A 24,091-nucleotide genomic window follows, 5' to 3' on the forward strand; every position below is an offset into this window, starting at 1 on the left:
CGTCATGACCTCCGGGTGCCCGATGCGCCAAGGCGGGCAGGAGGTTCGCCCGCACCCCCCTCGCGCTGGTGTTGTCCTCGCTCTCGCCGGTCCGCTCACCGTCATGACCTCCGGGTGCCCGATGCGCCAAGGCGGGCAGGAGGTTCGCCCGCACCCCCCTCGCGCTGGTGTTGTCCTCGCTCTCGCCGGTCCGCTCGCCGTCATGCCCTCCGGGTGGCCCGGTGCACGAAGGCGGGCGGGAGGTTCGCCCACACCGTCCTCGAGCATTCCAACCGGTCGAAACGGCGGGCCAGTTCGGCGGCGAAGTGACGGGCGGGCGGGGTCCAGGCCGCGTGCAGATAGGCGAAGGTGGTGAACCGGCCGCCGGGCACGAGGACTTCGGTCACGGCGTCCAGGATGTACCCGCGCCGGCTCCGCGGCATGACCGTCCACGGCAGCCCGGAGACCATCGCGTCGACCGGTTCGCCCACCGCGGCGGCCAGCCCGGCGGCCGTGCCCTGGACCACGGTCAGCCGGGTGTCGTGCCGGGTGGCCGCCAGCCGGGAGGCGAGCACCGCGTTGGGCTCGACGGCGACGAGTCGCGCGCCGGGCGCCAGCCGGGCGAGGATCGCGTCGGTGAACACCCCGGTTCCCGGGCCGAGTTCGGCAACGAGCCGGGCCCGCTCCAGGCCGATGCCCTCGGTCATCGCGCGCCCAGCCCTCGTGAACTGGCGGCTACTGCGCCGGTCATGAGGCGCCGTCTGAGGAACTCGGTGGTGATCGACATGCCGCCATGCTGGGAGCGCGCCGGGTAACCGCACGTCGTATCCCCGGCCGGTGCGGGTACGACCCGGGGAGGACCCCGGACGCCCGGCAGGACGATGTGCGGGAGCGGGGCCCGGCCGTAGCGTGAGGCGGTGCATCGGCTGATCGAGACCCTGCCCCGCTTACGGCGCGGACATCCGTGGCTGGCGGACGTCCTGCTGGTCGTGCTGGTGGCCGTGCCCCCGGTGATCCGCCCGCAGCCGGGCTGACGGCCGGTCTGGGTGCAGGCGGTCGGGTACGCCGCCCTGGTGCTGCCCCTGCTGTGGCGCCGCCGCCGGCCGGTCCTCGTCGCGGCCGATGGGGCTGCGCATGGTCATCGACAGCCGGCCCGATCTCACCGTGGTGGGCGAGGCCGCCGACGGCGCCGCGGCGATCGCAGGCGTGGCCGCCCTGGAGCCGGACCTCGTCCTGGTGGACGTACGCATGCCCGGTCGGGACGGGCTCGCGGCGACCGAACACCTCTGCGCGCAGCCCGGTGCGCCCAGGATCCTCGTCGTCACCACCTTCGACCTCGACGAGTACGCCTACGCGGCCCTGCGCGCCGGCGCGAACGGCTTCCTCGTCAAGGACGCCCCCGCCGAGGAGATCCTGGTGACCGTCCGGGCGGTACTGCGGGACGAGGTCATGGTGGCGCCCTCGCTCACCCGGCGCCTCGTCGAACGCTTCGTCCTGAACGCCCCCCCGCGTCCGCGCCCGCCCAGCGCAGCCGACTGGCCGCGCTCACCGACCGGGAGCGTGAAGTCCTCGCTCTGGTCGCCCGGGGACTGGCCAACGGCGAGATCGCCGACCGGCTCTTCGTCGGGGAGACGACCGTCAAGACCCACCTCGGCCGGATCCCGGCCAAACTCGGCCTCCGCGACCGCGTCCACGCAGTGATCTTCGCCTACGAAAACGGGCTGACAAGGGCTGGGGACTGAACAGCGACGGGCACGGCGCCAGGCTGAACGCATCGCCGTGGTTCCACGACTACCCGCGTTGAGCCCCGCGTTCCTGCCCTGCGCCGGGGTCCAGCAGCCGCCGGATGCGCTCGTACTCGGCCGCCATCTCCGGTGTGGCAAGGAAGTCGTCGAGATCCGCGGACACCTCGTGGTCGATGTCCTCGATGGAACGGATGGCGAGTTCGTAGAGCTCGCCGCGCCGGTTCTGCTCCAGGTAGCTCTTCCAGTGCGCCAACGCGCTGATGGCGGTGAGGACTCCGGGGTCCAGACCGTCCTCGACCAGGATGCCGTCATAGATCGTCGCAAGCCGGTCGTGCAGCTCGGCGGCGCTGATCGTCAGGACGTTCGCGCCCGCGGTGGTCAGCGCCGCCCGGGCCTCCTCCGTGAGTTCGTCCTCGGCCGCACCGAGCAGCTCCGGCCGCACCAGACGGGTGACCGTCTCCTCGCCGAAGGCACGAACGCTGCCCTCGGTGGCCCCGACGATCAGCCGGAGAACGTCCGCCTCAAGTTCGCTGTAATCCACGATCGGCAGTGTGTCACCGCTCGGCTCGAACGCCTTGACGTAGGTGGCGCGGGTATCGACCTCGCCGCGCGTCTGTCACGTCGGCCACTCGATCTGCGGTTCCATCTTCACCCCCTAGAAGGTCACTGAAGCGCTGTGGCTATGCAAGGTGAGTGGATCGGGGAGCTGACTGATCCTCATGTGAGGGAAACCTGCAGGGAGTTGGCACCGCGCCCTGTGGGTTGAGCGGAAAGTGCCCGTCCTCCCTCGGTATGACGGGCGCACCCGGGATGCTCGGCGACCTCTTCCCGTCGCGGTCCGGGAGTCAGGCGGAGACCGGGCCGCCGTACTCCCGCAGAACTTCAGCGTGAGGAGCTTCGTATGGCAGATCACAGGGCGCCGCCCTGCTGGTCATCGGTGCCACCGCCCAGCAGGGCGGCGCGACCGCACGGCAACTGCTCGGGCGTGGCCGGCCGGTCAGGGCCCTGGTGCGCGACCGGGGTTCACCGCCCGCCAGGGCACTGCGTGCGACAGAAGCCGACCTTGTCGTCGGCGACCTGCACGATCCGGCGTCGCTTCGCAAGGCGATGAGGGACGCGTACGGCGTGTTCCTGGTGCTGACCATGATGGTCGGCCCCCGGATCAGCCCCGAAGGCGTGGTGGCCGAAGAGCGGCGGGGAAAGGCAGTGGCGGACCTTGCCGGGGAGTTGGGCATCGACCACCTGGTCTACAGCTCGCTCAACGGCGCGGACGCTCACTCCGGAATCCCGTACTACGAAAGCAAGCGACGGATCGAGGAACACCTTCGCTCGCTCGGACTCCCGGCGACGATCCTGCGTCCCGTTTCCTTCATGGACAGCCACCTACAACCGCCCGGTCCTGGACAACGGGGAACTGGTGCTCGGCCTCGCCGTACGACCGCAGATCCCGATGCCACTGATCGCGGTACGCGACATCGGTGCGTTCGCCGCAACCGCGTTCGACCAACCCGAGCACTTCTTCGGCCGGACCCTCGAGATCGCCGGGGACGTCCTGACGCCTCCGGAGGGCGCCGCCCTGCTGGTCATCGGTGCCACCGCCCAGCAGGGCGGCGTTCGATGTCGGAGCGTATCTGCACCACCGGGCCGAAGGGGTGTTCTACGTCCTCGCAGGCGAACTCGCCCTCCTCGCCTTCCGCCCCACCCCCCAGGCCACCGGTGACTGGCGCTCCTGGGAGTCCGAGACCGGTGCGAAGGTGATGCGAGGTGGTCCCGGGAGCTTCATGTCCGTACCCGCCGGATGCCCTCACGCATTCTCCAACCCCGGCGCCGAACCCGCCCGGATGCTCTTCCTCGTGTCCCCGGCCGGACACGAGACCTACCTCCAGGAGCTCACCGACCTTCTGAGCGCCTCGGGGCCGCCGGACCAAGCCGAGATCGCGGCCCTACGGCCCTGCCAGGCCCGACTTCGCCGTGGGGCCGGGACAACCCTGGGTCAGGACCTTGATCCTGCTGACCCGCCTCCTCGTGGGCGTACCGGTCACACTCGTCATGGCGGCCTGCCTGCTGAGGTACATCACCACCGCGATGCACGCGTGGGACAAGCACGAGCCCTGCCGTCACCGACCGCCGAACGAGCGGCCCGTCAGACCCCCTCGGCGACCGTCATCCAGCGCCACTGGGTGAACTGCTCCAGATTGGCGGTGCCGCCGATGCGGGAGCCGTTGCCCGATGCCCCCATCCCGCCGAAGGGGGCGTTCGCGGCGTCCTTGGCGGAGACGTCGTTGAGGTGCACCATGCCGGTGCGCAACTGCTCGGCGATGACCGCGGCCCGCGGCACCGAACGGGAGTGCACGGCCGCCGTCAGGCCGTACCCGGTGTCGTTGGCGATCTCGACGGCCTCCGTGTCGGTACGGAAGGCGACGACAGGGGCGACCGGCCCGAAGATCTCCTCGGTGAAGGCGGGCATGGTCCGCGCGACGTGGTCCAGGACGGTGGGCGGGTAGAACAGCCCGTCGCGGCGTCCGCCGGCCAGCACCCGTGCCCCGGCGGCCACACTCTCGTCCACGATGCGTTCGATGTTCGCGGCCTGGCGCTCGCTGATCACGGGACCGAGGGCCACACCCTCCTCGCGGGGATCGCCGACCCGCAGCGCGTCGGCCTGTCCGATCAGTGCCTCGGTGTACGGCTCGACGATGTCGGCGTGCACCAGATGCCGTCCGGCGGCGACGCAGGCCTGCCCCTGGTAGCCGAAGGAACTCATCGCCCCGGCCGCCGCAGCGGCGTCGATGTCCGCGTCGTCGAGCACGACGATCGAGTTCTTGCCGCCCAGTTCCAGGGCCACCCGCTTGAGCCCGTCGCCCGCGGCCCGGGCCACCGCCCGTCCCGCCCGGGTGGACCCGGTGAACACGACCATGGCAACGTGCGGATCGGCCACGACCGCCTCACCGGTGCCGGGGCCTCCGGGCAGGACGTGCAGCAGCCCCTCGGGCAGTCCGGCCTCCTCGAACAGCCGCGCCACGAGGACGCCGCCGGACACCGGTGTGTGGGGATCGGGCTTGAGCAGGACGGCGTTGCCCAGCACGAGCGCGGGCGCGAGGGCCCGCATGGCGAACAGCAGAGGGGCGTTCCAGGGGTTGATGACGCCGACCACACCCAGCGGTACCCGCCACGCGTAACTGGTCTGGCCCGGTGCCGACGGGCTCAGGATCTCGCCGCGAGGCAGCGAGGCGAGCCCGGCGGCCTGCGACAGCTGACTGAGCCCGGCCGCGATCTCGTAGTCGCCCTTCGCCGGGACGCCTCCGGACTCCCTGACGATCCACTCGCGGACGGTCTCGCTGTGGTCACGCAGTGCCCGGGCGGCACGGAGCAGGACCTCGGCGCGCTCCTGGGGTGCCGTCTCGGCCCAGGCCCGCTGAGCCCGGGCGGCCACGGCACCGGCCCGGGCGACATCCGCGGGCGCCGCCACCCCCACCTCAGCCAGCCGCTCTCCGGTGGCGGGTTCGGTCACCGGCTGAGTCCCGCCCCCGGACCGCCGCCAGCCGCCGCTGTAGATCTTCCCGGTCCAATCGGCCGCGTCCGGCCACGTCCCCTCGCCGGTGGCAGTCATGACAGGACCCCCGTCATCGATATATTGGTAGCCTTTTGGGACTTATGCCTCGTTAAGCTTATATGTTCAACCACTTCCCCGTCGGTTGCTCGCGGCCCGGCCGGGACGCACGGTGGAAAGACCGAGGTGAGGGCGGATGAACGTGATGACGGGTTCCGAAGCCGCCGGCGACGACCGGGCGGCCCTGCGGCCGGAGGACCCCGTCGACGAGTCGGCCACGGCCAGAGCCACGGTGGATCCCCACGGCATCGTGACCGGGTGGAGCGAGGGTGCACAGCGACTGCTCGGATACCCGTCCGCGGAGGTCATCGGCCGGCTCGCGGCGCCGTTGCTCGCCGGGGAGCCGCCCTTCGAGGCACTGCGCTCCCTGCACACGCTGCCGAGGTGGAACGGGGCGGCGACTCTCCTGCACTCGGACGGCCACCACCTCACAGTGAATCTGCTGGCCCACCGCCGGGAACCCCACTCCGAGGACGACGGGGGCCGCGAGTGGCTCCTGGTCTCCCCCCTGGCCCAGCCGTCGTCGCCCCTCCAGGACGACGCGCTGCTGAGGTGGGCGTTCACCCAGTCCCCGGCCACGTCGGCGCTCTACGACACCGGTCTGCGGCTGCGGCTGGCGAACGCGGACATGGAGCGGGTGATCGGCCTGCCCGAAGCGGCGATGCAGGGGCTGCGGGTGTCGGAGATCGTGGTGGACTCGGAGGGCGACCGGACGGAACAGTGCATGCGGCGGGCGCTGGAGACCGGAGAACAGCAGCATCTGCAGCAGGTCCTGCGCCTGGCGGGCCACGCGAGCGAGAGCATCTGGTCGACATCGCTCACCCCCGTGAAGGACGCCGGGGGAACGGTACGGGGCGTGCTCCTTTCCGCCCACAACGTGACCGAGGAACACCTGGCCCGACAGCGTCTGGCGCTGCTCAACGAGGCCAGTATCCGCATCGGCAGCACCCTGGACCTGGCCCGGACCGCGCAGGAACTGGCCGACGTCGCCATCCCGCACCTCGCGGACTTCGTCACCGTCGACCTGCTGCCCGCCATCGAAGGCGGCGACGACCCCGCCAGCTCGCCGCCCAGCCCGGTCATGCTGCGCCGTGTCGCCTACCAGTCGGTCCTGGAGGGCTGCCCCGAGGTCGTGGTGGAGCGCGGAACAGTGGCCGCCTACCCGGACGAGTCGACCGCGGCCAGGTGCCTGAGCACCGGCCGACCGCTGATCGAGAACGTGACCGCGCCCGCGATGGACCACGTGGCGACCCAGGCCCCGGACCGGGCCGAACGGATGCGGCGCTACGGCTTCCACTCGGTGCTGGCCGTGCCGATGCGCGCCCGCGGCATCACCCTCGGCGTGGCGACGTTCTCCCGCCACCGGCGCCCGGAACCCTTCGAGCGGGACGACCTGCTCCTCGGCGAGGAGATCACCGCCAGGGCCGCCGTCTGCATCGACAACGCCCGCCGCTACGACCGTGAGCGCCGCACCTCCCTCACCCTGCAGAGCAGTCTCCTGCCGCAACGGCTGCCCCCGCAGGCCGCCGTCGACGTCGCCTCCCGCTATCTGCCCACCAGTGCACAGGCCGGCGTCGGCGGCGACTGGTTCGACGTGATCCCGTTGTCCGGCGCCCGGGTCGCGCTCGTCGTCGGCGACGTCGTCGGCCACGGCATCCAGGCCTCGGCCGCCATGGGACGGCTGCGCACCGCCGTACGCACCCTCGCCGATGTCGACCTGCCGCCCGACGAGCTGCTGACCCACCTGGACGACCTGGTCATCCACCTGTCCGCCGAGGCCGAAACCACCGCCGACACCGTCGGCGACATCGGCGCGACCTGTCTGTACGCCGTCTACGACCCGGTCTCCCGGCGCTGCACCCTGGCTCGCGCGGGCCACCCCGTACCCGCGGTGGCGACCCCGGACGGCGCCGTGGAGTTTCCCGACATCCCCGCGGGTCCGCCGCTGGGACTCGGCGGCCTGCCCTTCGAAGCCACCGAGATCGAACTGCCCGAAGGCAGCCTCCTCGCGTTGTACACCGACGGTCTCGTCGAGGACCGTGGCCGCGACATCGACGAAGGCCTCGACGCGCTGCGCGAGGTGCTGGCCCGGCCGGCCGCGTCCTTGGAGACCACCTGCGACACCGTGATCCAGACGCTTCTCCCCGACCGCCCCGCCGACGATGTGGCGCTGCTGATAGCCCGCACCCGCGCCCTGGACGCGGCACATGTCGCCACCTGGGACGTGCCGGCCGATCCCGCAGCGGTCGCCGAGACCCGTAAGAACACCCGTCGGCAGCTGGCCGCTTGGGGCCTGGACGAGGCGGCCTTCGTCACCGAACTGGTCGTCAGCGAACTCGTCACCAACGCCATCCGCTACGGCAGCGCCCCCATCCAGCTCCGGCTCATCCGGGACCGCAACCTCATCTGCGAAGTCTCCGACGCCAGCAGCACCGCCCCCCACCTGCGCCGTGCCCGCACCTTCGACGAAGGCGGCCGCGGCCTGCTCCTCGTCGCCCAGCTCACCCAGGGCTGGGGCACCCGCCAGACGAACGACGGCAAGACGATCTGGGCCGAACAGACCCTCCCCACGGCCTGAAGCTCCGTGCAATCTTCTGTTGAATTCTGTCGCGAACGTTGCCCGACCGCGTGGGCTCCTGTAGCACGGTGTGCGGAGTTGTCCCCTCCGCCACCCCTGTAACACCGGGAGCACGTATGTCCCAGTCCACACGGAGCCGTGCACCCAGACTGGGCGCCGTGGTCCTCACCGCACTTGCGCTGCTGATGTCCCCGACGGCGAAGGCCGGGGCCGCCGACACGGCCGGCACCGCCACCACCGTCACGGTGGACGACTCCGTCCAGGGAAGCGGCCGGGACCAGTTCGACTACCACGGCTCCGGCTGGGGCCACGCGAGCGGAGAGGGCGCACCCTCCAACCCCTACGAGGGCACCAACAGTTGGACCGAGACCACCGGCGAGTCGGTCGACTTCGCCTTCACCGGCACCCAGCTCACCTTGCACGCGATCACCGACCCGGGCCATGGCATCGGCGCCGTCTCCGTCGACGGCGGCACCCCCGTCGACGTCGACCTCTACAGCGCCGCCCGCACCGGCGACGTCCCCGTGTGGACCAGCCCCACGCTGCCCGACGGCCCGCACACCTTCACGCTCACGTCGACCGGACGGAAGAACGCCGCTTCCAGCGGCACCGCGTTGGCCGTCGACCGGATCGACTTCGTCGGTGAGGCACCCGTTCCGGGCAGGACCGACGTCACCGTGGACGGAGCCGGCACCGGCCGCACCTTCGACGGCATCGGCGCCATCAGCGGCGGCGGAGGCAACTCACGGCTGCTCATCAACTACCCCGAGCCGCAGCGCAGCCGGATCCTGGACTACCTTTTCAAGCCGGGCTACGGCGCCGCCCTGCAGATGCTCAAGGTGGAGATCGGCGGCGACACCAACTCCACCGACGGGTCCGAGCCCAGCATCGAGCACACCAAGGGAACCGTGCACTGCGACAGCGGCTACGAGTGGTGGCTGATGGAGCAGGCCAGGAAGCGCAACCCGCACATCAAGCTGTACGGCCTCGCCTGGGGCGCACCCGGTTGGATCGGCAACACGGACAACTCCCCCGGCGGCGGCGACTTCTGGTCCCAGGACATGATCGACTACCTGACCAGCTGGCTGGGTTGCGCCCGCCAACACGGCCTGGATATCGACTACCTGGGCGGCTGGAACGAGCGCGGCTACGACATCGGCTGGTACGAGAAGCTGCACGCGACGCTCGCCGCCAAGCACCTCCCGATACAGATCGTCGGAGCCGACTCGGGCCTGGACGTCGCGGACGACATCGCCTCCGACCCCGACTTCGCCAAGTCCGTCGACGTCGTAGGCGTCCACTACCCCTGCGAGGGCGGCGACGGCGGCACCGCGAACACCTGCACCAGCTCGGCCACCGCCCAGGCCACCGGCAAACCCCTGTGGGCCAGCGAGAACGGCTCCCTCGACGAGAACACCGGCGCCGGCGCCCTGATCCGCTCCATCACCCGCGGCTACCTCGACGGCAAGTTCACCGCATATCTCAACTGGCCACTGCTGGCCGCGATCTACCCCAATCTGCCCTACGACACGGTCGGCCTCGCCGTGGCGAACCAGCCGTGGTCGGGTGCGTACGACCTCGGCACCAGCCTCTGGACGACCGCCCAGGTCACCCAAGTCACGCAGCCCGGCTGGAAGTTCGTCGACAAGGCGAGCGGCTACCTCGGCGGGGACCGGGTCAACGGCAGCTACGTCACCCTGAAGTCGCCGGACAACTCGGCGTACAGCACCATCCTGGAGACCTCCACAGCGAGCACCTCACAGACCGCCGACTTCACGGTCACCGGCGGACTGCCGACCGGCGCGGTGCACATCTGGGCCACGGACCTCAAGTCCGGCAGCACCTCCGGCGGTTTCGTGCACACCGGTGACGTGACCCCGGCGGACGGGCACTTCTCCGTCACCCTCAAGCCCGGTTACGTCTACTCCCTGACCACCACCACCGGCCAGGGCAAGGGCAAGGCCGTCAGTCCGCCGCAGAGCCACCTCGCGCTCCCCTACAACGACTCCTTTGAGCAGAAGACCCCAGGCCGGGAGGCCAAGTACCTCTCCGACATGCAGGGTTCCTTCGAGACCGCGCCGTGCAAGGGCGGGCGCTCCGGCCAGTGTGTCCGGCAGATGGCGGCGCAGCAGCCCATCGAGTGGCAGGACGACAGTGACGCGTTCGCCCTCCTCGGCGACACCGACTGGAAGAACTACACGGTCAGTTCGGACGTCTACCTGGAGCAGTCCGGCACGGTCGAACTCATCGGCCGGGCGGGTGACCAGCAGCGGCCGCAGTCCCACCAGGCGGGTTACTTCCTGCGGGTCGCCGACACCGGTAAGTGGTCGGTGGTCAAGAGCGACACCAGCGGCCGGCTGACCACACTCGCCGACGGCACCACCCGGACACTGGGCACCCGCAGCTGGCACAAACTGGCCCTGGGCTTCAGCGGCACCACGATCACCGCGAGCGTCGACGGCAAGCCGGTCGGCGCGGTGGACGACTCCGCGTACACCTCCGGGCAGGTCGGCATCGGCGTGGTCGGCTACCGGACCGACGAGTTCGACAACCTCAGCGTCACCCCCGTGAAGCAGGCCGCAGAAGCCCCGGCCACACTCACCGCGGACGTCCCGGCGACCATCCACCGGGGCGAGTCGGCCACCCTCAAGACCACCTTCACCGTCCCGGCGACGGGCGACGCGGCCAACGACATCACCCTGCGGCCCGGTGCCCCGAACGGCTGGACGGTCGCCGCCACCACACCGACGACCTTCTCGAAGGTCAGCCCGGGCCACTCGGTCACGGCAAGCTGGACCGTGACCGCCCCCACGGCCGCCGCGACCCCCGTCTCCGTCACCTTCTCGCCGCTCGCCACCTATGTCCGCGGCGGCGTGCAGCACTGGACGTACGGCACCGCGAAGACCGAGGTGCCGATCCCGCCGCCCACCGGGAGCCCCTACCTGAGCGACCTGTCGTTCGTCTCCAGCAGCAACGGCTGGGGCCCGGTGGAACGCGACACCTCCAACGGCGAGCAGGCGGCGGGCGACGGTCTGCCGATCACGATCCGCGGCACCGTCCACGCCAAGGGGCTGGGCACCCACACCGACAGCGACGTGGCGTTCTTCCTCGGCGGCAACTGCAACCGGTTCACCGCCACCGTCGGCATCGACGACGAGGTCGCCCCGTACGGCTCGGTCACCTTCTCCGTGACCGCCGACGGCCGGACGCTGACCACGACCCCCGTCCTCACCGGCACCTCACAGCCCCTGCCCCTGGACCTCGACATCACCGGCGCCCAGCAACTGCACCTCGTGATCGCGGACGGCGGCGACGGCAACGCCCACGACCACGCGGACTGGGCCGACGCCCGGCTCGACTGCGCGGGGTAGGGCGGGGCAGCACGGTGTCCTCTCGTACGGCACCCCGTCCGTGCCGAAGGCGCCCAGGGCAGTCTGGACGATGGCCTTGCCGCCCTCGGGGGTGGCGACCGAGTCGTAGTTGGCGACGGCCTGCCCGCCGGCCGAGGTGATCTCCTTGGCGACCTGGTCGGCCATGGCGCTGCCGCCGCCGTCGCCTGCCATGCTGCCGCCGAGGTCGTTGACGACGACCTTGGCTCCGCGGGCGGCCAGATCGAGGGCATGGGCACGTCCCAGACCCCCTCCTGCCCCGGTGACGATCGCGACGCGTCCATCGAACGAGATGCGGGTCGTGGCGACGACTTCCTTCTGCGCTGTGGCGTGGTTCTGAGGCCGGAAGGCCCGCCCCGCCTACCACTGTATGCCTACTTGGCACAACGTGCCAAGTAGGGCTGACGTGTCACAATAGGCGGCAGTGACCGACGAGTGCGAGGAGAAGGCCTGAATGCCTCAGACCGCCCAGGACAGCACCGGTGCGAAGCCCCAGCAGGATCTCCGCCGTCGGCGCCGTGCATCCATGCAGCGCGACCTCGCCCTGTCTGCTGTCGACCTCTTCGAACGCCAAGGCTTCGCGGAGACCACCGTCGAGCAGATCGCGGCTGCCGCCGGCATCTCCCTGCGCACCTTCTACCGGCACTGCGCGGTCAAGGAGGAGGCCCTGACCCCCCTGCTCGTCGAGGGCGTCAACACCCTTGTGGAGGTCCTCGCGGAACGCCCCGCGGACGAGCCCCTGCGCGACGCCGCCCAGGCCGCACTCCTGGCCAGCAGTACCAGCACCTCCACAGGCGACCTGCGCCGTATCGCACGGCTGATGCTCGGCGAACCCGCCCTCAAGGCCCGCTGGCTCGCCGCCGGCCGCCGCGCCCAGGACCTGCTGACCCCCGTCATCGCCGAGCGGCTCGGCCCGAGTGCCGACGCCCTTGCCGCATCGGCCACCGCCGGCATGATCGTCAACGTCGCGACCACCGCCCTCGAATACTGGGCCGGTGACCCCGACGCCGGCACCCTCGCCGACGTCACCACCGCCGCGTACACCGCCATCAAGAACTTCAACCAACCCCGAGTCGGCGCCCGTGCCGCCGACGACAGGAAGTAGCCCCACCATCACCCCCTCGTGACGTGTCCGGCATGCTCCCGTCGGCGGTGGTTCCGCCATCGGCTGTATCGACCTGCGCCACCCGCCCGGCATCGGCTCCCGCGGATGACCTGGCCCACACAGGGGCCTTCGCGACAGGCGCTGCGATCCGTCGGCTCCGCACGGGTGGGATGGCTCCGCGTTTCATTGCCGGTGCAGGGGAAGGACCGCTGATGCGCCCCGGAGACATCGATCACCGAGGTCAGAAGCCGACAGACGTGATCCTGCCTCCGGAGATCAGGCTCGTGCGTCTCGCTGCTGCACTTCCTTGAGGACTCCGGCCAGCGTCACGAAGTCATTGTCCACATGGAGGACGGTGTGCCCATGGTGCGCAGCTGTCGCGCACACCAACAGATCGGTCGGTCCCGCCGCACGATGTTGGCCTTGCTGAGTCAGCTTGTACTGGGCGGTGTCGACCCAACGCCAGGCATTCTTCGGAACGGGCGAGAGCACGCAGAGCGCGTCCAACTCCTCCGCCAGCTCGTCCCGGTGGGCAGGGCTGGTTGCCGAGTAGAGAAATTCGGCACGTGTCGGCTCGCAGAGGTGGAACACCCCGGCGGCAATGTGCCCCTCCCAGGGCCGCAACGCACCTGGGGTGCGAAACAGGTGCCACAGAGCCGAGGTGTCCACCAGATACGTGATCACCCGAAGGCCTCGCGTCGCGCGCGCTTCTCCGCGTCATGCGCCGCCGCGGCTTGCTCGAACTCTCCACGCGCACCTCGCGCGGCCAGCTTCTCCGCAGCCTCAAGCCGCTTGATCCGCGCCACGTAGTCCCGAAGGGCCGCGTTGACGGTCTCCTTCTTCGTCGTGACGCCCATGAGCCGCATGGCCTCGGCCAGCGCCTCGTCGTCGAGATCAATCTGCGTGACGGACATCGGACACCTCCAACATCCACGATGTATGCGCCCAGGATACATCACCAACATTGAGCACGGGTCTGGGCCGCAGCGTGCCAATCGGGTCAGCCGAGGACGTACGTCTCATCGCCCGACTCGGCAACGAAACTTCAACTTGCTGATTCACGAGCTCGGCCACGTGCTGAGTGCCTGGTCGGCGACGCGGTGCATGTCTTCTCGGCTGGCGCCGCCGGCGGCCTGTACGGCGAGGCCCTGCCCGACGGTGTTCACATAGCGGGCGAGGGTTTCCGGGTCGGCGGTGAGTGGCAGGTCGCCCTCGGCCTGGGCTTTTTCGAACCGTGCCCGCAGGGCCCCTACTCCGGCCTCCCGGCGTTCGGCCAGGTCGCGGCGGACCGGTTCGCTGTCCGGACCGGCGGCAAGCGCGGACTGCACCAGCAGGCAGCCGCGCGGGCAGCCGGGCGCGGTGTGGGCGTCCACGGCTCCGTGCAGCATCGCCTCGGCCACCTGCCGGGCGGTGGGCACCTCAAGAGCCGGGACCACTGCGCTGGACACCCTGGTCTCGCCCGATGTCATCGACCACAACCTGCCCCCGGGCGCTCCCTCGGCGATCGAGGGGATGAAGGGAATGGTCGCTGCCATGCGCGACGGGTTCACCAACCCTCACCACGAGATCGTCTACCAGACCGAGACGGACGACGGCTGGGTCGTCTCCCAGTGGGTGATCACAGCGACCCACACCGGCCCTTGGTTCGGACTGCCCGCGACCGGCCGTGACGTGACCTGCTCCGGCATCGATCTCGCGCGCGTGGTTGACGGCCGGATCGTCGAGATCCGGCACGTCGAGGAACTGCTGCAACTGCAAATGCAGATGCAGCTCACCGATTGAGGCAGCAGCAAAGACGCATCAGCGCGGCGTGAGCTGACCACACAAGGCTCACGCTGTTGCCCCGTCGGCTCCTGAAGGCCGGCCGTCTGACGACATACCGGAGGCGCTCGGTACCGGACACGCCCGCGCCGCCCCGGCCCCTGTACGGCGCCTAGGTCCTGACATCGGCCCTGAGGGCAGCCGCCCAGACCGCGAGCGAGACCCTCGATCATCTACTCAGCCGCAGGTCAGATGGGTTGGAGCTCCCCCGACCACCGCCGGACTCCGAACCCACGAGCAGCGGATTCAGTCCGTCCAGGCAAAGTTGACACTCCGACACCGAAAAAAAGAACGTTTCCGCAGGTCAGAAGCCTGCACAGTGGGGCGGGTGGGACTCGAGCCCACGGCCGACGGATTATGGGTCCATTGGGGATCTTGGCGGCCCTTGCCGATCATTGCCGATTCACGCCGTTCTTGCAGGTCAGACGTGCTGATCCGGGTCAGCCCTGTGCAGTGCTTGTCGGTCTGTTCCTATGCTTGTGGCCCCTCAATGGCCCCTGGGGGGCGATGAGTTAGACGGCTTCTACAGCAACAGCCGCGTCCGCCCAGTCCCGCCAAGGGGATAGAACCCCCGCACAGCGGATCGCTCTTCCGACGGGCAGAGGCTCTGCCTCGGAGATGAGGGGCAGAGCCTCTGTACCGACAGTCACGAGCCACGCGTCTGCAAGCAGCGCATCCGGAGCAGCCAGCCGTTCCAGACGCCTTGCTCGGCAGGCCTCTCCGTCGGCTGCGCGCGGGGATGGCAGGTCCGAGCCACCTGCCGGTACCTGCAGGCTGGCAGGCCGTTGGGCAGACGGCCCCAGGGGCGGTTCCCCTGTTGCCGCGCCGGCCACCCCGGGCGGCGCCGTCGTGTTCGCCGACATACCTGCGGGTCCGCCGCTGGGGCTGGGCGGCCTGCCTTCGAGGTGACCGAGATCGAACTGCCCGAGGGAAGCATCCGCGCGCCGGCGCGTCCGGACGGACGGCGCCAAGCTTCTCATCGGGGACCCGGTGTGGGACCGCTCAGCCCAGTGGCTGAGGATCCGCCCGGTCGAAGGGAGGGACGTTCTCCGCTCGGGCCGGGCGTGGAGGCTGCTGGGTGAAGTGCCGGGCCGCGGCCAGGACAAGAACCGCCAGGGCGGCCGGTGCCGCGTAGGCGAGACGGAACCGGCCGGTGGAGCCGAGGAGCCCACTCACTGCGCCACCTGTGATGACACCGGCGTAGTTGAAGAGGTTCAGGCGTGCCAGGACCGCCGCCGAGGCCGCAGGACGCAGCCACGCGGCGGAGGCCAGGCACAGCGGAGCCAGCACGGACGCCCCTAGGCCCACCACCCCGGCCGCGAGAACGGCGAACGGCCAGCTCGGTGCCGTGGCCATGCCTGCCAGGGCACCTGCGACGAGCAAGGCAGCGATGCGTACGACGGCCACCCCTCCGAACCGTTGCACGAGTCTGTCCGTGGCGACGCGACCGATGACTGTGCCGGCCTGGTAGGCCGCATACGCCAGCGGAGCGACTGCGAGGGACGCGGCGAGGGTCTGGCGTAGGTAGACCGCCGACCAGGCCGAGACGGTGGAGTCGACGACGTAGACGACGAGAAGGACCAGGCCGAACGGGATGAGCCGGATCCACAGGCGGCGCCCCAGCGGCGGCTGCGCGGGGCTGTCCGACGGCCCCGCGGAGGAAGAGGGCAGGGCATGCGTGCGCACACAGACGGCAAGGAGCAGCACGATGCCGGCCTGCGCGCTCAGGCCGACGGCTACGGGCCACTCCAGCCGGGCAGCCCCGGCCGTGAGCAGGGCCGCGACCACGCCGCCCACGCTCCATGCCGTGTAGAAGGAGCCGAAGATGCTGCGGCCGTAGGCGCGCTCGATCGCCGCTGCACGGGAGTTGGCCCCGACGTCCAGGGCACCGACCGCAAGACCGAAGATGACGTACGCGCAGACGACGGTCGCCTCGTCGGGGGCGCACCCGATCAGAACCAGCGTGGCGCCGGCCGTCAGCACGGCCCCGCGCATCGTGGCGACGGGACCGGCGTGGCGGATCGCGGCCAGCCCCAGGAAGCTGCCGCCTCCAGCCGTCAGCGCCACTGCGACCATCAGGGTGGTCGTCACGAGCGGAGCCAGTTTCAGGTGTTCGGTGACGGCGGGGACGGTCGTGTAGACGGCAGCGACGGACACACCTTGCGCGGCGAACGCGAAGGTCGCGCCCCTTCTGGCGCCGGACTTGGAGACCGGGTGCCCGGCCCTCACCCGGATCGGAGCAGTGCAGGACATGATGCGGTCTCGCCTTCGTTCCTGTGGGGGCCGGACTGAGCAGTCAAGGACCAGCGAGGCGAACGCCGTGCGGGTTGCGGAAACCGTAGCCAGGCGCGGAAGGCAGCCTCAGGACGCGAGGGGCCGTACAGGGGACTTCGGGGGCCACAGCGCGCGACCGGTGACGTCGGCTGCCTACGGTGGTCGCCGAGGAGAAGGTGAGTGCGATGTCCTCTGCCCCCGACCCGGCAGATCTGCCCGGGACCAGCCGCAGCACATCGGCGACGATCCAGCCGAACATCCTGCGCTACCTGGTCGTGGTCGCCGACGAGCACGGCGTTGATCTGCGGCCTTTGCTGAAGCGGATGGGACTGGACGAGACGGTCATGCGCTCCGCTGCGCTGCGGGTGTCGTACCGGCAGGGCAGCGCGGTGATCCGTCGTGCGTTGGACCTGACAGGGGACGAGCACCTGGGGCTGAAGGTCGGCGCGGCGCAGCACCTGACCGCGTGGGGCCTGCTCGGCTTCGCCCTGATGGCCGACGACACGCTCCACCACGCCATCGAGACCGGGGTGAAGTATCAGAACCTGTCCGGCGCGATGGTGGTGTGGTCAGCCGCTGTGAGTGAGGAGGACGACGCCTTCGTGCTGCGCGCCGACCTTCCCGATCCCGCCATGGACCCGGCCGTGGCCTGCTTCCTGAGCGAGGAGGCGTTCGCCTCCGTGGTCACTCTGTCCCGGCTGTCCGTCGGTCCGCTCTTCGCGCCGAGCGCGGCGGAGTTCTCGTTTCCGCCCCCGCGCCAACTGGACATGTACGAGGCATTGTTCGGCTGTCCGGTCCGTTTCGGCGCCGCCGTCAACCGCCTGGTCATCGATCCCGCGTGGGCGCGTACCCGGATGCCCGGCCGGGATCCCGTGAGCTACGCGTCGACGCTGGAGATGCTCGACGCGCAGCTGGCTTCCCGCCGTGACCAGCAGGATCTGCTGGAGGTGCTGGAGATCTCCGTCGCGCAGGGCCTGCCGTTGGTGCCTTCGTTCAGTGAGCAGGCGCGGCGGCATGCGACGAGTGAGCGGACGCTGCGCCGTCGGCTGGCCGAGTGCGGCACGACGTACGAGGCACTCGTCGAGGGAGTGCGCCGGGAAATGTCGAGCAGCTGTTGCTCCGCCCGCAACTGACCCTGCGCGACATCTCCCGCCGGGCGGGGTTCTCCGACGAACGGGCGCTGCGCCGCGCGGTACGCCGCTGGCACGGCACTTCCCCGGTCCAGCTGCGGGAGCGGATGCGTACGCCTCGCCTCTGAGGCCGGGGTCAGCGGGTGCGGATCCAGACCGCCTTCTCCCGGGTCCACTGCTCGAAGGCGTTGGTGGACTTCTCCACGCCCCCGAATCCGGACTGCTTCCAGCCGCCGAAGGGGGTGGTGATGTCGCCCTCGCTGTAGGCGTTCACGGAGATCACACCGGCCTCGATGTCGCGTGCCAGCCGGAAGGCGCTGTCGAGGTCGCGTGTCCATACGGACGCGGCGAGCCCGTACTCCGTGGCATTGGCCATACGTACCGCCTCGTCCTCGGTGGTGAAGGTCTGGACGGTGACGACGGGGCCGAACAGCTCCCTGGTGAGGACGTCACTGCTGACGGGGGCCCGGGTGATCACGGTGGGCGGGTAGTAGGCGCCGCGCGGGGGCAGTCCATGGGGCAGTCCCCCGGTGTGGATCTGGGCTCCCCCGTCACGGGCGGCCTCCACGGCTCCCGCGACCCGGTCGAAGGCGGCGTGGTTGATGAGCGGCCCGATCTGCGTGCGCGGGTCGGCCGGATGGCCGATGACGAGGTCTCTCGCCGCGGCCGTGAACCGCTCCAGGACCTCCTCGGCGATACTGCGGTGAACCAGAACCCGGGAGCCGGCCGTGCAGTTCTGCCCCATGGTCAGGAACGCGGCCTCGATCATGTTGTCGATCAGCTCGTCCCCGTAGGCGAGCGCATCGGCCATCAGTACCTGGGGGCTCTTGCCGCCCATCTCCAGTGAGACGCGCTTGAAGTTGCTGTCGGCCGCGTCCTTGAGAATACGGCGGCCGGTCGCGGTGGAGCCGGTGAAGGACAGCGCCCCCACGAGGGGATCACGGGCGAGGGCTGCCCCGGCTTCGGAACCGTACCCGGGCAACACCGTGAGCACCCCGTCGGGCAGGCCGGCCTCGGCTGCGAGCGCGGCCAGGTGCAGGGCGGAGCGTGGGGTCGCCTCGGCGGGCTTGACCAGCAGACAGTTGCCTGCGGCCAGGGCCGGTCCGACCTTCCAGGCGGTCATGGCCAGCGGGTAGTTCCACGGCAGGATCGCCGCGCCGACCCCGACCGGTTCGCGGCTCATGAGACCGAGACCGTCGGGCCCGCTCGGCGTGATGCGGCCGAAGACCTTGTCGGCCGCCTCAGCGAACCAGCGGATCGACTCGATCGCGCCCGGTACGTCGCCCGTACGGCACTCCGTGATCGGCTTGCCGGCGTCCTCGCTGTCCAGCCGGGCGAGGATCTCCGCGTCGCGTTCCATGAGGTCGGCCAGCCGCAGCAGCACCGCGGCGCGCTCCCGGACCGGCCGCCGCGACCACACCCCGGTGTCGTGGGCCTGCCGGGCCTGCTCGGCGGCCTTGGCGACGTCGTCGGCGCTCGCGGCGGGCAGGGTGGTGATCGGCTCACCGGTGGCGGGGTTGACGACCAGCAGCGTCTCGTTCGGGGTCATGCCTCCTCCACCAGCTCCCAGCGCCCCTCTGTCCGGCGGACCAGTCCGCGTCGGCGGAGTTCCTCCATATAGCGGGCCATGCCACGGTCACCGCGCTTGCGGAACAGCGGGAAGACCCGGGGCAGCAGGTTCGGCATGAGCATCGCGAACCGCACCAGACGGGACTCACCGGGCCGGGGGTAAGCCTCCAGCCGGGGCTTGTCCAGCAGGCTCACCACGGCCGCGACGACGTCGGCGGGCTGCTGGGGCCGGTCCTGGAACTGCATGGAGTTCCCGCCGTCCACGGCCTCTTGGCGCAGCATCCTGGTGTCGGTCGCCGACGGGAGCACCGACCCGGCCAGAATGCCCTTGCTCCTCAGGTCGAGCCCGATGGCGAGCATCGCGCCACGGAGCCCGAACTTGGAAGCGGTGTAGATCGGGGTCTCGCCCAGCGGGAAGATCCCGCCGAGGGAGACCGTGGTGACCACCCGGGCGTCCCGTGAAGCCATGAGAAGAGGAATGGCGATCCGGGTCGCGACCAGCGGTGAGGTCAGGTTGAGGGTGATCTCGCGCTCGATGCTCTCGACGCTGCGGACGTCGAAGCGTTCCGCGCTCGTCATACCGACGTTGTTGACGAGAACGTCGAGGCGACCGTGGGCATCGGAGACCCGTTCGAAGAGGCGCTCCACCTGGACGCGGTCCATCAGGTCGCATCCGATACCGGTGTGCCCGGCGCCTGGAAGCCCGGCGGCGACCTTCTCGGCCCGGGCCTCGTCGATGTCGACGACGACGCAGCGGGCGCCGCCGGAGGCGAAGCGACGGCACAGAGCACTCCCGATGCCGCCCGCGCCGCCGGTCACCAGCATGACCTTGTCGGTGAAGTCGAACCCGCTCATGCCGCAGCCTCCGCGCGTCGCAGGAACCGTGCCGGGGGCGGCGGCTGGCCCTCGGTACGCCAGCCCATGTCTCCCGCGACCTTGCCCAGGTACTTCACGAAGGCCCCGCTGTCGACATAGCCGGTGTGGCGGGGCGAGTCGACGAACCGCAGCCCACCGGAGAGATCCGGGCGGTCGGAGCGGATCAGGCGGGCGAAACGCTCCGCTTTCGGCAACCGGTGCCGCGCGTCATGGACGTACCCGGCGATCAATTGCGCCTGGGAGTCGAAGAGCTGGTACGCACCGGAGTTGGTCTCGACGAAGCCGATGCCGAACAAGCCCTCGTGCTCGCGCGAGAACGACGACAGGTACAGGTCCGGGTGCTGCTCGTCGCCGAAGTACCGCTGCGCGACCGGCACTTTGTGGACATAGCCCGTGGCCAGGAGGACGAGATCGAAGTCGTCGCTCGTGCCGTCGGTGAAGTGCACGGTCCTGCCCTCGGTGCGGGCGATCCCGGGTTTGGCGGTGATGTCCCCGTGCTGGAGGTGGTGGATCAGCATCGAGTTGATGGCCGGGTGGGTCTCGAACAGCTTGTGATCCGGCTTCGGCAGTCCCAGCCGCGTCGGGTCGCCGTTGATGATCCGCAGGAGGGAGCCGAAGACGCGCTGCGCCAGCCACATCGGCAGGTGCGGCCCACTGTTGGCGATGGTGTCCACCGGCCGGCCGAACAGGTGCTTGGGGATGAACCAGTACCCGCGCCGCATGCTGATCACCGCGTGGTGCGCGGTCCGGGCCGCGTCGCACGCGATGTCGCAGCCGGAGTTCCCCGCACCCACGACCAGGACCCGCTTGCCCCGCAGCTCCTCCGCGCTGCGATAGCCGACGGTGTGCCGGATCTCCCCGCTGAAATCCCCCGGCAGTTCGGGGACGTTGGGGTGCCACTGCGAGCCCGTGCACACGACGACCTGCCCGTGCACGCTTTCCCGCCCGTCGGCCCGGGTGACCGTCCACGTTCCGTCCGCGTTCTTCTCGACGTTCTCCACCTCGACGCCGAACTCGACGCGGTCCGTCAACCCGTAGGCGTCGGCGAAGGACCGCAGGTACGACAGGATCTGATGGTGGGGCGGGTAGTCCGCGAAGTGGTCGGGCATCGGAAAGCCACCGAAGCCCGACAGCGTCCTGCTGGAAATGAAGTGGGCCGACTCGTACATAGGGCTGCCGGGGTTGTCGATGTCCCAGATGCCGCCGGGCCCGGTGTGTCGCTCAAGGTGCGTGTACGGCAGATTCCGCTCCGCCAGGGCCCTGGCGACTGCCAGCCCAGCAGGTCCCGCCCCGATCACGCACGTGTCGAACTGGTTTTCCTTCACGGGCCCGCCTCCTCGTTCATCCCTCTTCACGGGTGTTGGAGGAAACGTATGCACCCGCCGCTCCACGGAAACTGACCCACGCGGCCACGGACCGGACCTCAGCGGCCGCACACGCCGGCCAAGCTGCTGCTGACGTTGCCGGCCGTCGCGGACGTCCTGGTGGCCGCGGGCTATCGGTCCTCGTCGAGCGGCAGTTCCCGATGTGCCCAGGCGGGCGTCTTCGATTGGTGCGGCCAGTGACAGCAGCAGTGCCTCGCTGCAGAGCGGGCCGGCGAACCGGACACCGAGCCGCGCTCATGGCGCAGACCACCCGCTGCTGCTGGCCGCCCGAGAGCTGGGAGGGTCGGTGGCCGAGGCAGTCGGCCAGACCGACGGTCGCCACCACCCGGTCCAGCCACGCCTGGTCGGGCTTTCGTCCAGCGATGGCCTTAGGAAGAGTGATGCTCTCTAGCGGGCATGCCCGAGGTCCACCGCAGGGCTCCTCACTCCGACCGGCCGCAGTCTGGTGAAGAGGGCCGCGCGGCCACCCTTCGCACTACCTGCGTCCTCACGGCGTCCTCACATTCGCCTGCGGCTCCCTCGCGGAGGCCGTTGGCGCGACTCGACCACACCACGGTCCGACACATTCACGTAGGTCAGCGCAGTGTGGAACCATCGCCGACGCAGGGACCCTGAACTCATGAGCAGCGGATTCAATCCGTTGAGCCCGGGTTGGGGTTCCGGCACCTCAGAAGGGACGTTTCCGCAGTTCAGAGGCGTGCACAGTGGGGCGGGTGGGACTCGAACCCACGGCCGACGGATTATGAGTCCTTTGAGGATCTTGGCGACCCTTGTCGATCCATGCTCATCTTGGCCGTTTTCCCAGGTCAGACGAGGTTTGGCGCCTCGGTCCTTCCCGGCCCTTGTCAGTCTTTTCCGATCCTTGTGTCCAACCTGCGTCCAGAACGCGTCCCGGATGGGGGATTTCAGCTGCCCCAGCGTCCGTCCTTGCAGTTGAGAGACGGGCTCAAAATCTGAGAGCAGCGGATTTCCATTCCAACGCGCAGAGGCTCCGCCCCAGTTACTAGGGCGGAGCCTCTATGGCCATAACCACAGGCCAAACGTCTTCGTAGAAGATACCCGGTTAGGTAGCCCACGACCAGTGATGCGGCCGGAGGTACCGCAGCGGGCCTCCGGCGAAGTACCGGGGCCGACCGAGGCGTGTCATCGAGCGGGGCGAACCATGCGCTGCGTCTTGGGATCCCAGTGGCAGTCGCGGTACAGCCGGTTGAGGTCCGGAATCGCATCCGGGGCGTCGGCGGCACACTCTTGCCAGCCCGTGCCGGGGACCAGGCGCGCGAAGTACCCGTACTCGATGGCCTCGGCGAACCCCGGGTATTGACCGGTCCACATGGTGTTGCAGCCCTCCCCGTGGTGGCAGCCGCTCCGCTGCCTTCCCGTGGCGGCACATCGCGCCACGTCGCACCGTTTGTCGTGAAGGTTCCCGGGGGCGACGCCGCAGGAGGGGCAGAGCTGGTCGACGTCCGCGGTCACTTCGCCGCCTTCCCAGAGGTCCGTCGGGGGCGTTTCCGTCGAGTCGGCGAGCTTGCCTGAACCGGTGGGTTCGCGGGCTCGTGTGGAGCTTCTTGGGCCGCGGCCGGCTGTGGGTGCCCCTCTACGGCGGGGCCGGGTTCGGTGTCGGCGGGCTTCTCGGTGGATTCGACGGTGCCGTCCGACTCGGGGTCGCGGTTCTGGAGGGTGGTGTCCGTTGCTGGTGCGGCTTCATCCATCACTTCGGACAGCGCGTTGTCGAACAGGTCGACCCAGGGGCGGTGGCCGACGTACCTGGGTTTGTATTCGAAAGCTGGGATGAGGTCGTCTTCGAGGGTGCGCATGATGATGGTCTCGGGTTCCTCGTCGTTCTCGGTGACGAGGGTTGCCGCTTTGTTGTATCTGTGCCCCTGGGGAAGGCGTACGGCGTTCTGGGCCTCGTAGGTGCTTTGTTCGGTGGGGGTGGCGTCGATCGGGGGCGGCGGCGGGGCACTTCCGGTGATCCAGAGTTGGACGGTGGTTCCGCCGAAGATGGGGCGGAAGCTGATTCCTTTTCCGTCGGTGCTTATGAGGTGGGCGGCGCCGTCGGCGGGTGCTTCCGGGTCGATCACCCAGTCTCCGCCGAGACTTTGGGCGATGGTGGCCGCGGTTTCCCGGACCGCGGCGTCGGTGATGAGCATGTGCGCTTCTCCAAGAGGTCTGTTGGTTGAGCGGCGGGGCCGCCTCCAAGGAGGCGGCCCCGGGGGCTGCTATGCGGGGCGCACTTCGTCGCCGTCGTCGAGGAGCATCGAGAGTCTCGAACCGCTGTCCCAGTTCACGGAGAGCTGGGCGAGTGCGGCGTCGAACCGGTAGACGGTGCCTTCGTCGCCGGGCTTGAGGTCGGTGTGCGGGTCGGTGGTGTGGACGAGGGCGATGCGGTCGCCCTGCTTGTAGGTCATCTGCTCTCCATTCGTTTCGTGTGGGGAGTTGTGGTTGGGCTGCCGGTCTGCGTTGCAGGTCGCTAGGCGTCGTGGTCGCAGATCTGGGTGGGGCAGGCGCCACAGTCGAAGCAGTGGTCGCAGGCACAGGCTTCGCAGCCGGGTTCCTGGCAGCGGATTTCGTGGTTGCGGCAGTACGGGAAGGTGAACGGCAGCTCTTCCATGGCTCCCCCTTTCATCATGGTT

18 protein-coding genes and 5 pseudogenes are annotated in these 24,091 nt (G+C 69.9%); 8 read left to right on the top strand and 15 right to left on the bottom strand.

Annotation, left to right across the window (positions count from 1 at the left end; translation table 11 throughout):
• Positions 1–200 precede the first annotated feature (200 nt).
• Positions 201–686: a class I SAM-dependent methyltransferase gene (locus ACIBJB_RS02910; protein ID WP_398925847.1), complete on the bottom strand. Its 486-nt coding sequence runs from the start codon at positions 684–686 to the stop codon at positions 201–203.
• A 415-nt stretch (positions 687–1,101) separates the two neighbouring features.
• On the opposite strand from ACIBJB_RS02910, the pseudogene ACIBJB_RS02915 reads away from it, so the two are divergent.
• Positions 1,102–1,721 (top strand): annotated as a pseudogene (locus ACIBJB_RS02915) (response regulator).
• 49 nt (positions 1,722–1,770) lie between these two features.
• Here ACIBJB_RS02915 and ACIBJB_RS02920 read toward each other — a convergent pair.
• Positions 1,771–2,265, bottom strand: a complete 495-nt coding sequence (locus tag ACIBJB_RS02920) for a hypothetical protein (RefSeq protein ID WP_398925849.1) — start codon at positions 2,263–2,265, stop codon at positions 1,771–1,773.
• Positions 2,266–2,657: 392 nt separating this feature from the next.
• Between ACIBJB_RS02920 and ACIBJB_RS02925 the strand changes: the two are divergent.
• Positions 2,658–3,143 (top strand): annotated as a pseudogene (locus ACIBJB_RS02925) (NmrA family NAD(P)-binding protein); the annotation flags it as partial.
• Positions 3,144–3,313: 170 nt separating this feature from the next.
• Positions 3,314–3,589: pseudogene (locus ACIBJB_RS02930) on the top strand (cupin domain-containing protein); the annotation flags it as partial.
• Positions 3,590–3,867: 278 nt separating this feature from the next.
• On the opposite strand, the gene ACIBJB_RS02935 reads toward ACIBJB_RS02930, so the two are convergent.
• Positions 3,868–5,331 (bottom strand): aldehyde dehydrogenase family protein, encoded by a 1,464-nt coding sequence (locus tag ACIBJB_RS02935; protein ID WP_398925851.1) that lies wholly within the window; start codon positions 5,329–5,331, stop codon positions 3,868–3,870.
• A 136-nt stretch (positions 5,332–5,467) separates the two neighbouring features.
• Here ACIBJB_RS02935 and ACIBJB_RS02940 point away from each other — a divergent pair, with 136 nt between their 5' ends.
• The 3 genes from ACIBJB_RS02940 to ACIBJB_RS02950 all read left to right on the top strand — a co-directional run bounded on the left by ACIBJB_RS02940 (position 5,468) and on the right by ACIBJB_RS02950 (position 12,403).
• Complete coding sequence (locus ACIBJB_RS02940) at positions 5,468–7,909, top strand: SpoIIE family protein phosphatase (RefSeq protein WP_398925853.1); 2,442 nt, start codon at positions 5,468–5,470, stop codon at positions 7,907–7,909.
• A gap of 158 nt (positions 7,910–8,067) precedes the next feature.
• On the top strand, positions 8,068–11,280 hold the full coding sequence (locus ACIBJB_RS02945) for an NPCBM/NEW2 domain-containing protein (protein WP_398925855.1): 3,213 nt from the start codon (positions 8,068–8,070) through the stop codon (positions 11,278–11,280).
• 472 nt (positions 11,281–11,752) lie between these two features.
• Positions 11,753–12,403 (top strand): TetR/AcrR family transcriptional regulator, encoded by a 651-nt coding sequence (locus tag ACIBJB_RS02950; RefSeq protein WP_398925857.1) that lies wholly within the window; start codon positions 11,753–11,755, stop codon positions 12,401–12,403.
• 276 nt (positions 12,404–12,679) lie between these two features.
• On the opposite strand, the gene ACIBJB_RS02955 is transcribed toward ACIBJB_RS02950, so the two are convergent.
• From ACIBJB_RS02955 to ACIBJB_RS02965, 3 genes are all read right to left on the bottom strand, one after another.
• A complete protein-coding gene (locus ACIBJB_RS02955; RefSeq protein WP_398925859.1) occupies positions 12,680–13,087 on the bottom strand; it encodes a PIN domain nuclease in 408 nt (135 codons plus the stop codon).
• A complete protein-coding gene (locus tag ACIBJB_RS02960) occupies positions 13,084–13,317 on the bottom strand; it encodes a type II toxin-antitoxin system VapB family antitoxin (protein ID WP_398925861.1) in 234 nt (77 codons plus the stop codon). The genes ACIBJB_RS02955 and ACIBJB_RS02960 overlap by 4 nt, the downstream gene beginning before the upstream one ends.
• Positions 13,318–13,461: 144 nt before the next feature.
• The gene (locus ACIBJB_RS02965; RefSeq protein WP_398925863.1) at positions 13,462–13,938 is read right to left on the bottom strand and encodes a TetR family transcriptional regulator C-terminal domain-containing protein; all 477 of its coding nucleotides are present in this window, start codon (positions 13,936–13,938) and stop codon (positions 13,462–13,464) included.
• Between ACIBJB_RS02965 and ACIBJB_RS02970 the strand changes: the two genes are divergently transcribed.
• Entirely contained in the window at positions 13,883–14,185 is a 303-nt protein-coding gene (locus ACIBJB_RS02970) for an ester cyclase (protein WP_398926819.1), read from the top strand. The two genes, ACIBJB_RS02965 and ACIBJB_RS02970, sit on opposite strands and share 56 nt — an antisense overlap.
• A 1,041-nt stretch (positions 14,186–15,226) precedes the next feature.
• Here the strand turns inward: ACIBJB_RS02970 and ACIBJB_RS02975 are convergent.
• On the bottom strand, positions 15,227–16,477 hold the full coding sequence (locus ACIBJB_RS02975) for an MFS transporter (RefSeq protein WP_398925865.1): 1,251 nt from the start codon (positions 16,475–16,477) through the stop codon (positions 15,227–15,229).
• A gap of 206 nt (positions 16,478–16,683) precedes the next feature.
• Between ACIBJB_RS02975 and ACIBJB_RS02980 the strand changes: the two are divergent.
• A pseudogene (locus ACIBJB_RS02980) lies at positions 16,684–17,756 on the top strand (AraC family transcriptional regulator).
• Between the two features lie 8 nt (positions 17,757–17,764).
• Here ACIBJB_RS02980 and ACIBJB_RS02985 read toward each other — a convergent pair.
• The 8 genes and pseudogenes from ACIBJB_RS02985 to ACIBJB_RS03020 form a co-directional block, all read right to left on the bottom strand.
• Positions 17,765–19,177 (bottom strand): aldehyde dehydrogenase family protein, encoded by a 1,413-nt coding sequence (locus ACIBJB_RS02985; protein WP_398925867.1) that lies wholly within the window; start codon positions 19,175–19,177, stop codon positions 17,765–17,767.
• Positions 19,174–20,052, bottom strand: a complete 879-nt coding sequence (locus ACIBJB_RS02990) for an SDR family NAD(P)-dependent oxidoreductase (RefSeq protein WP_398925869.1) — start codon at positions 20,050–20,052, stop codon at positions 19,174–19,176. The genes ACIBJB_RS02985 and ACIBJB_RS02990 overlap by 4 nt, the downstream gene beginning before the upstream one ends.
• The gene (locus ACIBJB_RS02995) at positions 20,049–21,398 is read right to left on the bottom strand and encodes a flavin-containing monooxygenase (protein WP_398925871.1); all 1,350 of its coding nucleotides are present in this window, start codon (positions 21,396–21,398) and stop codon (positions 20,049–20,051) included. The genes ACIBJB_RS02990 and ACIBJB_RS02995 overlap by 4 nt, the downstream gene beginning before the upstream one ends.
• Before the next feature lie 277 nt (positions 21,399–21,675).
• Positions 21,676–21,846 (bottom strand): annotated as a pseudogene (locus ACIBJB_RS03000) (ABC transporter ATP-binding protein); the annotation flags it as partial.
• Between the two features lie 755 nt (positions 21,847–22,601).
• A complete protein-coding gene (locus ACIBJB_RS03005; protein WP_398925873.1) occupies positions 22,602–22,790 on the bottom strand; it encodes a hypothetical protein in 189 nt (62 codons plus the stop codon).
• 137 nt (positions 22,791–22,927) lie between these two features.
• Complete coding sequence (locus tag ACIBJB_RS03010; RefSeq protein ID WP_398925875.1) at positions 22,928–23,608, bottom strand: hypothetical protein; 681 nt, start codon at positions 23,606–23,608, stop codon at positions 22,928–22,930.
• Between the two features lie 69 nt (positions 23,609–23,677).
• Positions 23,678–23,866, bottom strand: coding sequence for a DUF4314 domain-containing protein (locus ACIBJB_RS03015; RefSeq protein ID WP_055717851.1), 189 nt, complete (start codon positions 23,864–23,866; stop codon positions 23,678–23,680).
• A gap of 62 nt (positions 23,867–23,928) precedes the next feature.
• Positions 23,929–24,087, bottom strand: coding sequence for a hypothetical protein (locus tag ACIBJB_RS03020; protein WP_398925877.1), 159 nt, complete (start codon positions 24,085–24,087; stop codon positions 23,929–23,931).
• Positions 24,088–24,091: the final 4 nt, after the last annotated feature.

Origin of the sequence: Streptomyces sp. NPDC050759 (assembly GCF_044456945.1) — a bacterium.
Taxonomy (GTDB): domain Bacteria; phylum Actinomycetota; class Actinomycetes; order Streptomycetales; family Streptomycetaceae; genus Streptomyces.